We start from the raw sequence: 12,689 nt of genomic DNA, 5'->3' as shown, positions 1-12,689 counted from the left end.
TGCGGTCGCGGCCGCGGGCGTCCTTGGGGCCGCCCGGCGCGGCAAGGAGTGAACGATGAAGATCATGGTGCTGGGCGGTGGCGTCATCGGGGTGACGACGGCCTATTATCTTGCCGAGGCCGGCCACGACGTGACGGTGCTCGACCGCCAGAAAGGCCCGGCGCTGGAAACCAGCTTCGCCAATGCCGGCGAGATTTCGCCAGGATACGCTTCGCCCTGGGCCGGACCCGGCATTCCGCTGAAGGCAATCAAATGGCTGTTGATGAAGCATGGCCCGTTGGTGGTGCGGCCGGCCTTCGATCCGCATATGTGGACCTGGCTGGTCAAGATGCTGCGCAACTGCACGGCCGAACGCTATGCGATCAACAAGTCGCGCATGGTGCCGCTGGCCGAATACAGCCGCGACACGCTGAAGGCGCTGCGCGAGGCGACCGGCATCAGCTATGACGAGCGGACCCAGGGCACGCTGCAGCTGTTTCGCACGCAAAAGCAGCTTGACGGCACCGGTGGCGACGTCGAGGTGTTGAAGAAATATGGCGTGCCCTACGAAGTCCTCGACCCGGACGGCTGCATCGCGGCGGAGCCGGCGCTGGCCGGCGTGCGCGGGAAATTCGTCGGCGGGCTGCGGCTGCCGCATGACGAGACCGGTGACTGCAAGATGTTCACCGACAAGCTGGCCGCGCTCTGCGTGGCGCGCGGCGTCAAATTCGAATACGACACGACGATATACCGCGTCATCCGCAGCCGTAACCGCATCGCCAACCTCAGCACCAGCAGGGGCTTCAAGGTCTCCGACGCCTATGTGATGGCGCTGGGCAGCTACTCGGCGGGCTTCATGCGCCGGATGAAACGGTCGATCCCGGTCTATCCGGTCAAGGGCTATTCAATTACCGTGCCGATCAAGGATGCCGCCCTGGCGCCGGTGTCGACCGTCATGGACGAAACCTACAAGGTGGCGATCACCCGGCTGGGCGACCGCATCCGCGTCGGCGGTACGGCCGAGATTTCTGGCTTCGACCTTAGACTGCACGAATCGCGGCGCCGTACGCTCGAACACTCGGTCGGCGATCTCTTTGCGGGCGCCGGCTCCATGCGCGAGGCGACGTTCTGGTGCGGGCTGCGGCCGATGACGCCGGACGGGCCGCCGCTGATCGGTCGCACCGAGCTTTCCAATCTCTATCTCAACACCGGCCATGGAACGCTTGGCTGGACCATGGCCTGCGGATCGGCCAAGGTGCTGGCCGACATCATGTCGAACCGCGTGCCCGATATCGATGCCCGTGCCCTGGCGCAGGAACGCTACCTGAAATAACGGATGCGTCCTCGATGCATGTCTAGAATGCCTGCCTGACCCAGGTCTCGTCGAACAGCAGCCGGTAGGCCCACGGGATCGTCACGTTGGTGGGAACCGGGTTCGAGTGGGCGAGATAGTCGTCATAGATCGGCTTCATCCTGACGTAGAAGGCGGGATCGAGCACCATCATGCCGTTCTCCGAATCGTGGATGAAACTGCGGTTGTTGAGGTTGACCGAGGAGATGGCGACCAGCCTTTCGTCGATCATCATGATCTTGGAATGCAGCACCACGTCAGGCGCCTTGAACTCGCGGATGTTGATGCGGTCGCCATATTTCTCGACGAACAGCTTGTTGAGCGCGGTGAGGAACTTGCCGCCAATATCGCCCTTGAGGTCGATGCGGCCGACAATGTCGATTTTGACGCCGCGGGCGAGCGCCCGGTCAAAGGCCAGGGCGAGGCTCGGTGTCAGATTGAGATAGGGGTTGACGATCTGGATATGGTGCCGGGAGGCGTCGACCAACTCGACGAAATAGGCCTCCAGCGCATGGTCGTCCTCATAGGGCACTGAAATGAAATGCCGGGCATTGCCTCGGGGCCGGCCATCGCCGTGGACCGGAATGGAGAAGGGACGCGCCAGATTGGTGTCGGCGTCGCGCAGCCACAGGGTCGACAGGTGCGCGGCGAGGGTCTCGACCGTCGCGTTGTCGGCGAACTCGATGTCGAAGTCGCTCCAGTTCGAATAATAATTCAGCGAAAAGCCGTCGGTCTTGCCGTATTGCTCGAGGTCCGGTTCGCGCGACAGGTCGATCGGCTGATGGAACAGGAAGCCGTCATGAATGTTGCGGCCGCCGATAATGACGCGCGAGCGCGCAGGGTCCTGCGCCAGCGTCGCCAGCATCTTGATGTGAAGGACCTTGTGCAATTGGGAAATCTGCTCATCGATCGGCGCGCCGTGATCAGCGCGCCAGCGGTATTCCTGTAGCTGGACATTAGGGAACTCAGCCGCCAGCCGGTGCAGCATGGCATCGTCCTTGTCGCGTTCCAGCACATCGGTGACCATGATGCGCACCTTCGTGCCAAGGGCCGCATGATGGCGGATCAGCCGTTCGATGATGCGGCCCGAAAAGTCCGCCTTGAATTCCAGCGAGGACAGATAGATCAGCTTCAGCCTCGGCGCGTGCGAGAAATCGAGCGGCAGTTCCGGATCGCCTTTGTCTATTGCCGCGTCCGACAGTGGCGCGCCCATCAGCGCCTCGACCTTGGCGTTGAAGCCGTCGCGCGACTTGCGCAGCAGCCTGGGATCGCCGATCGGCAGGGCGCAGGTCTGCGACAGCCAGCGGCTGGCATAGAAGGCGCGCTCGAGTGCGTCGAGGCCGGCGCTGTCGGGGACCGGACAGCGCTGGTAGCGGCTGTCGAAGCTGGCGAGTGCCGGATCGGCGGTCTCCTCGCGCTGGATGGTGAGCGGCGCGCCGTTCGGGGCAAGGCTGGAACGGATTGTTGCCGTGCAGCGGTTCAGACCATCGCTGGGAAACAGGCTGACCGCGTCATCCTCGCCCGAAAGGCGAAAGCGGAACGCCGCGCCGGCGGCGATGCTGCGTGAGGCGCCGGAGGCGCGGATCGCCAGGGGACCGTCGCAGGTGGCCTCGATGTCGGCCGGCTGTTCGCCCGCCTGGCGCACGATGATCTCCGTGCTGCGTGCCTGCAGGCCGGAGAAATCGAACGCCTTGGGGGCTGATGGCCGCGCTGCCGCATCGATATAGAGCGTCTGCCGCGACACCCGCCAGCGGCCATCGAAACGACCCTCGCCGCTGCCGCCATTGGCCGGCGGCAGATGCGTCCTGGCGACCGGTCCGGCGAGTTGCTGCAGCGTCGAGTAGGTCGCCTGGAAGTCGCTGTTCTGCACATCGCGCCGGTTGCGCCCGAACGGGCCGGTGCCGTTGGCGCGATCCATGGCGCCGAGCTGGTTGTGAGCGAGCAGCGCCAGGAAGCCTCTTTCGTAGTCGCTGGCGCCGGCAGTGCCGAAAAACTGCGACGCCGCGGCCTGCGGGCCGGGCGTGCTGGCCGACAGAGAGGGCGGCGCGCAGGCTTCTTGCCCCGGCAGGAGATCGCAGGCATCGCGGCCCGTGCCGGTACAACCGGCAAGGACAATGAACGCCAGCCCGATGAGGGCAGGCATGATGGATGCGCGGCGGTTCACCCGTTGGCTCCGGCCTTCATGGCGCTCAACTGCGCCGGATCTCGCGGCGGCATGAAGCCTTGCGGAAAAACCTTGCAGACGGGAATAGCGAAAGTGGCGATCAGCAGTTCCGCCTCGTTGCGCATTTTCCGAGGTGCTGTCTTGTCATCTCGGATTGCCCTGGCGGAGGCGACAAGAGCGCCATCGCAGTCGCAATGATTGTGGCGGGCAATGTAGCAGGCGTCATGGGTCCGGCACACCGCGTCCAGGCGGTCGACCGGCCGGGCCGACAGATCGCCGGTGCGGGTGCCGGGACCACAGTAATTGCCGATGACGAAGGGCGAAGGGCGCGCCATGGCGGAGCGGATCGGCTTGGGCAATTCGGCTTCCGGCACCTTGGTCCATGGGTTGGCGCAGGCCGAAACGAAAACCAGCGGCAGGATGGCAAGAACGGCTCGCATTTTTTCCGCGCCAGCTTTCTGAACGATTGTCCCCACCCGGTGGCCCTGCCTTGTGGCCGACGACCGCATGCCTGATGCCACACTTGCAAGTTTTGTGGCAAGGAAAAGGCGGCCTATGTCACCTTGCCGTGTTATCGTCGCGGCGGCATACCTGACTTCATCATGGCGCAGATCTCGCCATGCTATTTTGCGAGGATCGGTGATGCATATCGGCTTTCCGCCCCTGGCTGCCGCGCTTTTGTTCTGCGCCTCGGCGGCTCATGCCGCCGACAAGACCGTCCACGACCAGGACAACGGGTTCTCCCTGACCTTTCCGGAGGGATGGACCATCGAGCCACCTTCCGGCGAAACGATGCGGCTGAAGGTCAAGTCCGGCGACCAGGGCCTTACCTGCCGGGTATCGGTCGGCCGCTACGACCCGCAGGCGTCCGGTTCGCCGGCCGATCCCAAGGCATTCATCGAAACGGACTGGTCCGTGGAGGCCTGGCAGGAGATGGTCGGAGCCGCCTTTACCTCGGCCGTTTTCAGCAGCGATAAGTTGATACGGTTCCCGGATGGCTACCCGGCACGCATGGCCGACATGGATTTCCGGATCGACGACGGCAACGCTGGTTCCCCTGGCCACGCCAAGGTCGTGCTTTCGCTGCGCGGCACGCATTACGGCCTGGTGACCTGCGGGCTCACTGGCGACAGTGTCGAGCAAATGAAGCAGAAATGGGCTCCACTGGGAGGTGAAGCCGAACGGGTGGCCAGCTCTTTCGTTCTCGATGGTCCCTGACCGAGCCCTTACAGAAAGAGGCCTCTTTCCCGCTCCACCGCCTTGGTGATGAAGCTGGCGACGATCTGGACGCGGCGCAGCGGCCTCACCGATTCGTGGTAGACGAGCCAGTAGGCGCGGCGGATGGGCGCCACCACATCGACAGCCACAAGTTCCGGCATCGAGCGGGCGACGAAAGTGTGCAGGATGCCGATGCCGGCGCCGGAGCGCACGGCTTCGGCCTGGCCGAGTGCCGAGGAGATGGCGAAACTGGTGCGCCAGTCGGGGCTGAACTCGGCGGCATAGTCGAGCGAAGGGCTGACGATCAGATCCGGCACATAGCCGATCAGCGTATGCTGGGAGAGTTCAAGGGCGGTCTTGGGCAGACCATTGGCATCCGCATAGCCACGCGATGCAAACAGACCGAGCGAATAGTCGACCAACTTTCCCGCCACCAGCCGGCCCTCCGTCGGCCGCTCGACCGTGATGGCAATGTCGGCCTCGCGCCGGGAGAGGGAGAACGAACGCGGCACCGGCACGAGCTGGATGGTGAGCTCGCGGTGGAGTGCCGTCAGTTCGCCGAGCCGCTTGGCGAGGAAGGCGACGCCAAAACCGTCCGGCGCACCGATGCGCACCGTTCCCGAGACGTCATCGCCCTCGCCCGATATGGTTGAACGAGCGGCGATCATGTCACCCTCCATGCGCTCGGCGATGTCGAGGAAGCGCTCGCCTGCCGGCGTCAGTTCGCTGCCGGTGGTCAGGCGGCGGAAGAGTTTTGTGCGCAATGCGTCTTCGAGCGCTGCGATGCGGCGCGAGACCGTGGCGTGGTTGAGTTCCAGCCGCTTGGCGGCGCCCAGGATCTGGCCGGCACGCGCGACGGCGAGGAAGATGCGGACGTCATCCCAATTCATGGAATCCCCGGAGATATCTTGTAACGGGCCATTTGCGAGAATTGATGCTCTCTGGTCAATCGATATCTAATTTTCGCACAACGGTTGCGTTCTCCCTCACGTTGCCTTCGCCACTGCAAAGGCGGAGAATGCAGCATCACAAAACCAGGGAGAGATATCATGATCGAATACGGTCATTTCATCGGCGGCAAGCGTGTCGCCGGCACCAGCGGCCGCAAGCAGGACGTCATGCAGCCTATGGACGGTTCCGTGCGCGGCACGGTGGCGCTGGCCTCGCAGGCGGAACTGCGCGCGGCTGTCGAGAACGCCAAGGCGGCGCAGCCCAAGTGGGCCGCCACCAACCCGCAGCGCCGCGTGCGCGTGCTGATGAAGTTCCTCGAACTGGTCGCCCGCGACTATGACGAACTGGCCGACATCCTGGCGCGCGAGCACGGCAAGACGATCGCCGACGCCAAGGGCGACATCCAGCGCGGCCTCGAAGTGGTCGAGGTCTGTATCGGTGCGCCGCACATGATGAAGGGCGAATTCACCGATGGCGCCGGCCCTGGCATCGACGTCTATTCGATGCGCCAACCGCTGGGCGTCGTCGCCGGCATCACGCCGTTCAATTTCCCGGCGATGATCCCGCTGTGGAAGATCGCGCCGGCGATCGCCTGCGGCAATGCCTTCATCCTGAAACCGTCGGAACGTGACCCGGGCGTGCCGATCCGCATCGCCGAATTGTTCCTCGAAGCTGGCCTGCCGGCAGGCATCCTCAACGTCGTCAACGGCGACAAGGAAGTCGTCGACGCGATCCTCGACGATCCCGACATCAAGGCCGTCGGCTTTGTCGGCTCGACGCCGATCGCCCATTACATCTATTCGCGCGGCACGGCCGCAGGCAAACGCGTGCAGTGCTTCGGCGGCGCCAAGAACCACATGATCATCATGCCCGACGCCGACATGGACCAGACTGTCGACGCGCTGATAGGCGCCGGTTACGGCTCGGCCGGCGAGCGTTGCATGGCGATCTCGGTGGCCGTCCCGGTCGGAAACGACACCGCCAACCGGCTGATGGAAAAGCTGATCCCGCGCGTCGAGAGCCTGAAGGTCGGCCCGTCGACCGACTCGGCCGCCGATTTCGGCCCGCTGGTGACGGCGCAGGCGCTGGAGCGGGTCAAGGGCTATGTCGACACCGGCGTGAAGGAAGGCGCAAAGCTGGTCGTCGACGGCCGCGGCTTCAAGATGCAGGGCTATGAGGACGGCTACTATATGGGCGGCTGCCTGTTCGACAATGTGACGGCGGACATGCGCATCTACAAGGAAGAGATCTTCGGGCCGGTGCTCTCGGTGGTGCGCGCACCGACCTACGAGAGCGCGATCAAGCTCGCCAACGACCACGAGATGGGCAATGGCGTCGCCATCTTCACCCGCGACGGCGATGCCGCGCGCGACTTCGCAAGCCGTGTCCAGGTCGGCATGGTCGGCGTCAACGTGCCGATCCCGGTGCCGATCGCCTATTACACGTTCGGCGGCTGGAAGGCGTCGTCCTTCGGCGACCTCAACCAGCATGGTCCCGATGCCTTCCGCTTCTACACCAAGACCAAGACGGTGACCTCGCGCTGGCCGTCCGGCATCAAGGACGGTGCCGAGTTCGTCATCCCGACGATGAACTGACCGGACGGTTTCTTGCTTGAGCATCCTCGCCTTCGGCTGCGGGCGGGCATCAGGGACGGAGCGGAATTCGTCCCGACGATGAATTGAGTCCGACAGAGATTTTTGAAAAAGGCGCGGCGTTGGTCGCGCCTTTTTTTGTTTGGCCTACCGCGTTGCAGCCGTCTCCGCATGGCCGCGCAGCAGCGCCATCAGCCGCTTGGCGTCCTTGGCGGCCCCCTCTTCATCGCCGTCGAGGATCGAGCGGATCAGCGCGACGTGATGCTCGGCGGACTCGGCGAGACCCGTGTCCGCCTTGTAGCGGAACCAGAAGCGACGGCTGTGGGTCTGCAAGGGGGCGGCCAGCCGGGCGGCGAACGGATTGTCGGCGGCCAGCGCCAGGGCCTCGTCGAGCGCCTTGTCGGCCTGGATGAAGGCAAGCACATTGCCCGAGATGACCGCCTTCTGCATGGCGAGGGCCGCCTCGTGAAACAGGTCGGCGGCCTCGCGGGTGACGAAGCGTGCGGCCGAGCGGGCAAGCACCACCTCGACACCGCGGCGAGCGTCGAGCACGCGCAGCCAGTCGCCGGGATGCAGCGGCGCGATCGCGATGCCGGCGCGTGGCCTGACATCGAGCAGCCCTTCCCAGGCCAGCCGCTGGATGGCCTCTCGTACCGGCGTGCGGCCGAGCGCCAGCTTATCGATGAGCGCTCCTTCGGTGACGAAACTCGCCGGCGACAGTTCCAGCGTGACGATCATGTGCTCGAGCACGCGATAGGCCCTGGCCGCCGCCGGCTCGGATGTCATGGTTGCTTCCATGGATATCAAAGGCGATCTCCTGATATATCCTGAATATATCATAACAGATTCCGCATTGACAGCGCGTTTCCTAACAGATATACGACTGATATATCAGATGGAGCAATGATCATGTGGACCGGAGTTTTCCCCGCCGTCACGACCAAATTCACCGCCGACGACCGGCTCGACGATGCCGAAATGGAGCGCTGCTTCAGCCTGCAGATGGAGGCCGGCTGCGACGGCATCATCGTCTGCGGTTCGCTCGGCGAGGGGCCGATGCTGTCGCCTGACGAGAAGATCGAGGTGCTGAAGACGGCGCAGAAGGTCGCAGGCAGCAAGCCGGTACTGATGACGGTCAATGAAGCGGGTACCCGCGAGGCGGCCAGCATCGCCAGGCGCGCCGCCAAGGAAGGCGCCAATGGGCTGATGGTGGTTCCGAGCCCGATCTATCACACCAACCAGGAAGAGACGGTTGCGGCGCTGCGCGCGGTCGCCGAGGCCGGCGACCTGCCGGTGATGATCTATTCCAACCGGCTCGCCTACCGCGTCGACGTCACCGTCGACCAGATGGAGGAGCTGGCATCGGACAAGCGCTTCGTCGCCATCAAGGAATCCTCAGACGATATCAGGCGCTCGACCGAGATCATCAACCGGCTTGGCGACCGCTACGATCTGTTCACCGGCGTCGACAATCTCGCCTTCGAGGCGCTGTCGGTCGGCGCCATCGGCTGGGTAGCCGGCCTGGTCACCGCCTTTCCGCGCGAGACCGTCGCCATCTACCAGCTGATGAAACAGGGCCGGCGCGAGGAGGCGCTTGCCATCTACCGCTGGTTCAGGCCGCTGCTCGACCTCGACGTCTCGACCTATCTGGTACAGAACATCAAGCTTGCCGAAGTGCTGGCAATCGATACCAATGACCGCGTGCGCATGCCGCGCCAGCCACTGTCGGGTGAGCGCCGCAAGGCGGTGGAAACAATCGTCCGGGATGCGCTGGCGGTGCGTCCGAAGTTGCCGTCGTTTGAGAGTTCTTCTCGGCCAGCGGAGCAGATGGTGGCGGCCGAATAGGGGCAGCAGCAGACGTGCAGCAGGATTCCAGATCGGCGGAAGCGGGGCGCCGCTCCTCATCCGCCCTTGAGGCACCCTCTCCCCGTGAACAGGGAGAAGGCGGCGTCGCCATCATCGGCGGCGGCATCATCGGCATCTGCGCGGCCGCCTTCCTCGCCGAGGCAGGCCTGGATGTCACGGTCTTCGACCGCACCGGCATCTGCGAAGAGACGAGTTCCGGCAACGCCGCCGCCTTCGCCTTCTCCGACGTGCTGCCGCTGGCGCACAAGGGAATGATCAAGAACCTGCCGAAATGGTTGGCCGATCCGCTTGGCCCGCTGAGCATTCCGCCGGCCTACCTGCCGCAGCTGCTGCCCTGGCTGATCCGCTTCTGGCGCGCCGGCGCGCCGGCAAAATACGAGGCCAGCCTCGCCGCTCAGGCCGGGATGATGAAGCTCGCCGAAGCGGAGTGGATGGGCTTGCTCGATCGTTCCGGCACGCGGCCGATGCTGCGCGAGGACGGCTCGCTGGAACTCTACGAAAGCGAGGCCGAGTTTCGCGCTGGACTATCCGGCTGGGCGGCGCGCGAGCGTTTCGGCATCGGCTTCCGTCATGTCGAGCGCGAGGAACTGGCGACGCTGCAAGCCGGCCTTTCGCCGCGCTTCGTCAAAGGTACGTTCGTGCCGGGATGGAAGACGGTCGCCGATCCGAAGCTGCTCGGCAAAGCGGTGTGGGCCTATGCCGAGGCCAAGGGCGCGCGCTTCGAAATGGCCCGCATCGATCGCGTCGCGGCGGATCGGGATGGCGCCACACTGACGCTGGCCGACGGCACGACCAGGCATGCCAAGCGTCTCGTCGTCGCGGCCGGCGCCTGGTCGCATCGCCTGGCGCGGCAGCTCGGCGACCGCATTCCGCTGGAAACCGAGCGCGGCTACAACACGACCTTGCCGAAGAGCGCCTTCGACGTGAAGCGGATGCTGATCTTCTCCGGTCATGGCTTCGTCATCACGCCGCTCGCGACGGGCCTGCGCGTCGGCGGTGCCGTCGAGCTCGGCGGCATCGAGCGGCGGCCCAACTACGACAGGTCGAAAGCGCTGCTGCTCAAGGCGCAGGCATTCCTGCCGGGGCTCGATCCCACAGGCGGGCGCGAATGGATGGGATTCCGGCCTTCGCTGCCGGATTCGGTGCCTGTCATCGGCGAGGCGCCAGCAAGCCCGTCGGTGCTCTATGCCTTCGGTCACGGCCATCTCGGCCTGACCCAGGCTGCGGCAACCGGACGATTGATCCGGGAACTCGTCCTGGGGCAGACTCCGCCTGTTGATCTGGCCCCCTTCAGCCCGCAACGTTTTTGAATTCTTCGAGGAGCGACATGGCCAAGAAATCCTTCTTCTGCATCGACGGCCACACCTGCGGCAACCCGGTGCGGCTGGTCGCCGGCGGCGGCCCGCTGCTCGAGGGCTCGACGATGATGGAGCGGCGGGCGCACTTTCTCGCCGAATATGACTGGATCCGCACCGGCCTGATGTTCGAGCCGCGCGGCCATGATGTGATGTCGGGCTCGATCCTCTATCCGCCGACGCGCGAGGATTGCGATATCGCCATCCTGTTCATCGAGACCTCGGGCTGCCTGCCGATGTGCGGGCACGGCACCATCGGCACGGTGACGATGGCCATCGAGCACGGACTGATCAAGCCGAAGACGCCGGGTGTGCTGAGGCTCGACACGCCGGCCGGGCTGGTCATCGCCGAGTACAAACAGGTCGGCGAATATGTCGAGGAGGTGCGCATCACCAACGTGCCGTCGTTCCTTTATGCCGAAGGCCTGACGGTCGAATGCCCCGGTCTCGGCGAGCTTACCGTCGATGTCGCCTATGGCGGCAATTTCTACGCCATCGTCGAGCCGCAGGCGAACTTTCGCGACATGGCCGATCATACCGCCGGCGATTTCATCGCCTGGAGCCCGGTGGTGCGGCAGCGGCTGAACGAGAAATACTCTTTCGTGCATCCGGAAAAGCCCGGCATCACTGGGTTGTCGCACATGCTGTGGACCGGCAAGCCGACGGTGGAAGGGGCCGACGCCCGCAACGCCGTCTTCTACGGCGACAAGGCCATCGACCGCTCGCCGTGCGGCACCGGCACCTCGGCGCGCATGGCGCAGCTCCATGCCAAGGGCAAGCTCAAGGCCGGCGACGCCTTCGTGCATGAATCGATCATCGGCTCGCTGTTCAAGGGCAAGGTCGAAAAGGAGGTCACCTTGGCGGGAAAGCCGGCGATCATTCCCTCGATCGGCGGCTGGGCGCGGATGACCGGACTGAACACGATCTTCATCGACGACCGCGATCCGTTCGCGCATGGTTTCGTGGTCAAGTAGCAAGAATCCTGACCTTGCGGAAGCAGTGTGACGAAAAGGCGAATCATGTCAGCAACGCAACGATTCGTCCTATCACCTAATCTTGACGGTGGTTTCTTCGAAACGGGGCGCATGATGCGGCCGAATCGTCAAAGACATTGCGTTATGCCAATGATAGGGTCCGCGATAGTCCAGGGGTCGAATACAAAAAACGGGCGATCGAAACGACGTGAATCGGGAACACGCGGGGCGATCAAAAAAATCACGTTGCAATCCGGCCTCGAAACTTTACGACTAGGGGAAATACGAAAAGGAATGCGTCTGCATGGGCGACATTCCAGGGGAGCCATGTACACATGCAGTATTTTGTCCAGCAGCTTATCAACGGGCTGACGCTGGGATCGATCTATGGGCTGATCGCGATCGGCTACACGATGGTCTACGGCATCATCGGCATGATCAATTTCGCCCATGGCGATATCTTCATGGTGGGCGCCTTCGCGGCGCTGATCGTCTTCCTCATCCTCGGCGCGCTGTTCTATTCGGTGCCCGTGGTCATCGCGCTGCTGGTCATGATGATCGTGGCGATGCTGCTCACCAGCCTCTACAACTGGACGATCGAGAAGGTGGCCTATCGGCCGCTGCGCGGTTCGTTTCGGCTGGCGCCGCTGATCACCGCCATCGGCATGTCGATCGCGCTGTCGAATTTCGTCCAGGTGACGCAAGGCCCCCGCAACAAGCCGATCCCGCCGATGGTGTCGACGGTCTACAGCATCGACGGTGTCAGCGTGTCGCTGAAGCAGATCATCATCGTCATCGTCACCGCGCTGCTGCTGGCGGTGTTCTGGTACCTGGTCAACAAGACCTCGCTTGGCCGCGCCCAGCGCGCCTGCGAGCAGGACCGCAAGATGGCCGCGCTGCTCGGCATCGACGTCGACCGGACCATCTCGATCACCTTCATCATGGGCGCCGCCCTTGCCGCCGTCGCCGGCACGCTGTTCCTGATGTATTACGGCGTCGTTGCCTTCTCCGACGGCTTCACACCTGGTGTGAAAGCCTTCACGGCGGCGGTGCTCGGCGGCATCGGCTCACTGCCGGGTGCGGTGCTCGGCGGGCTGTTGATCGGTTTCATCGAGAGCATGTGGTCGGCGTATTTCTCGATCGACTACAAGGACGTCGCGGCGTTCTCGATCCTGGCGATCGTGCTGATCTTCCTGCCTTCCGGCATTCTGGGCCGGCCAGAAGTCGAAAAGGTCTGAG

At 64.1% G+C, this 12,689-nt stretch carries 11 protein-coding genes; 7 read left to right on the top strand and 4 right to left on the bottom strand.

The window, feature by feature from the left end; translation table 11 throughout:
* Positions 1 to 55: 55 nt before the first annotated feature.
* On the top strand, positions 56 to 1,312 hold the full coding sequence (locus tag A3AU_RS0111940) for a D-amino acid dehydrogenase (protein WP_027053031.1): 1,257 nt from the start codon (positions 56 to 58) through the stop codon (positions 1,310 to 1,312).
* 22 nt (positions 1,313 to 1,334) lie between these two features.
* Here A3AU_RS0111940 and A3AU_RS0111935 read toward each other — a convergent pair whose 3' ends face one another.
* Together A3AU_RS0111935 and A3AU_RS0111930 are read right to left on the bottom strand one after the other, a co-directional pair.
* On the bottom strand, positions 1,335 to 3,473 hold the full coding sequence (locus tag A3AU_RS0111935) for a phospholipase D-like domain-containing protein (protein ID WP_081709511.1): 2,139 nt from the start codon (positions 3,471 to 3,473) through the stop codon (positions 1,335 to 1,337).
* A gap of 17 nt (positions 3,474 to 3,490) precedes the next feature.
* Positions 3,491 to 3,934, bottom strand: a complete 444-nt coding sequence (locus tag A3AU_RS0111930) for a hypothetical protein (RefSeq protein WP_027053029.1) — start codon at positions 3,932 to 3,934, stop codon at positions 3,491 to 3,493.
* Between the two features lie 202 nt (positions 3,935 to 4,136).
* On the opposite strand from A3AU_RS0111930, the gene A3AU_RS0111925 reads away from it, so the two are divergent.
* Positions 4,137 to 4,712, top strand: coding sequence for a hypothetical protein (locus tag A3AU_RS0111925; protein ID WP_032917251.1), 576 nt, complete (start codon positions 4,137 to 4,139; stop codon positions 4,710 to 4,712).
* An 8-nt stretch (positions 4,713 to 4,720) separates the two neighbouring features.
* On the opposite strand, the gene A3AU_RS0111920 is transcribed toward A3AU_RS0111925, so the two are convergent.
* A complete protein-coding gene (locus A3AU_RS0111920; protein WP_027053027.1) occupies positions 4,721 to 5,602 on the bottom strand; it encodes a LysR family transcriptional regulator in 882 nt (293 codons plus the stop codon).
* Positions 5,603 to 5,761: 159 nt separating this feature from the next.
* On the opposite strand from A3AU_RS0111920, the gene A3AU_RS0111915 reads away from it, so the two are divergent.
* Complete coding sequence (locus tag A3AU_RS0111915; RefSeq protein WP_027053026.1) at positions 5,762 to 7,258, top strand: CoA-acylating methylmalonate-semialdehyde dehydrogenase; 1,497 nt, start codon at positions 5,762 to 5,764, stop codon at positions 7,256 to 7,258.
* A gap of 144 nt (positions 7,259 to 7,402) precedes the next feature.
* Here the strand turns inward: A3AU_RS0111915 and A3AU_RS0111910 are convergent, their stop codons facing one another.
* On the bottom strand, positions 7,403 to 8,095 hold the full coding sequence (locus tag A3AU_RS0111910) for a GntR family transcriptional regulator (protein ID WP_051355344.1): 693 nt from the start codon (positions 8,093 to 8,095) through the stop codon (positions 7,403 to 7,405).
* Between the two features lie 69 nt (positions 8,096 to 8,164).
* Between A3AU_RS0111910 and A3AU_RS0111905 the strand changes: the two genes are divergently transcribed.
* The 4 genes from A3AU_RS0111905 (at position 8,165) to A3AU_RS0111890 (ending at position 12,688) form a co-directional block, all read left to right on the top strand.
* A complete protein-coding gene (locus A3AU_RS0111905; protein ID WP_027053024.1) occupies positions 8,165 to 9,100 on the top strand; it encodes a dihydrodipicolinate synthase family protein in 936 nt (311 codons plus the stop codon).
* 14 nt (positions 9,101 to 9,114) lie between these two features.
* On the top strand, positions 9,115 to 10,431 hold the full coding sequence (locus A3AU_RS0111900; protein WP_027053023.1) for an NAD(P)/FAD-dependent oxidoreductase: 1,317 nt from the start codon (positions 9,115 to 9,117) through the stop codon (positions 10,429 to 10,431).
* A 17-nt stretch (positions 10,432 to 10,448) separates the two neighbouring features.
* Complete coding sequence (locus tag A3AU_RS0111895; protein ID WP_027053022.1) at positions 10,449 to 11,450, top strand: 4-hydroxyproline epimerase; 1,002 nt, start codon at positions 10,449 to 10,451, stop codon at positions 11,448 to 11,450.
* Between the two features lie 335 nt (positions 11,451 to 11,785).
* Positions 11,786 to 12,688, top strand: coding sequence for a branched-chain amino acid ABC transporter permease (locus A3AU_RS0111890; protein WP_027053021.1), 903 nt, complete (start codon positions 11,786 to 11,788; stop codon positions 12,686 to 12,688).
* Position 12,689: the final 1 nt, after the last annotated feature.

It is taken from the genome of Mesorhizobium erdmanii USDA 3471 (genome assembly GCF_000472705.1).
GTDB classification, from domain to species: Bacteria; Pseudomonadota; Alphaproteobacteria; order Rhizobiales; family Rhizobiaceae; genus Mesorhizobium; species Mesorhizobium erdmanii.
This window is presented reverse-complemented; position numbering and strand designations above follow the sequence as displayed.

Coding starts and splice junctions, on each gene's coding strand:
- A3AU_RS0111920 (WP_027053027.1), bottom strand. CDS start 5,602: ATGAATTGGGATGACGTCCGCATCTTCCTCGCCGTCGCGCGTGCCGGC.
- A3AU_RS0111925 (WP_032917251.1), top strand. CDS start 4,137: ATGCATATCGGCTTTCCGCCCCTGGCTGCCGCGCTTTTGTTCTGCGCC.
- A3AU_RS0111935 (WP_081709511.1), bottom strand. CDS start 3,473: ATGCCTGCCCTCATCGGGCTGGCGTTCATTGTCCTTGCCGGTTGTACC.
- A3AU_RS0111930 (WP_027053029.1), bottom strand. CDS start 3,934: ATGCGAGCCGTTCTTGCCATCCTGCCGCTGGTTTTCGTTTCGGCCTGC.
- A3AU_RS0111890 (WP_027053021.1), top strand. CDS start 11,786: ATGCAGTATTTTGTCCAGCAGCTTATCAACGGGCTGACGCTGGGATCG.
- A3AU_RS0111940 (WP_027053031.1), top strand. CDS start 56: ATGAAGATCATGGTGCTGGGCGGTGGCGTCATCGGGGTGACGACGGCC.
- A3AU_RS0111895 (WP_027053022.1), top strand. CDS start 10,449: ATGGCCAAGAAATCCTTCTTCTGCATCGACGGCCACACCTGCGGCAAC.
- A3AU_RS0111915 (WP_027053026.1), top strand. CDS start 5,762: ATGATCGAATACGGTCATTTCATCGGCGGCAAGCGTGTCGCCGGCACC.
- A3AU_RS0111910 (WP_051355344.1), bottom strand. CDS start 8,095: ATGATATATTCAGGATATATCAGGAGATCGCCTTTGATATCCATGGAA.
- A3AU_RS0111905 (WP_027053024.1), top strand. CDS start 8,165: ATGTGGACCGGAGTTTTCCCCGCCGTCACGACCAAATTCACCGCCGAC.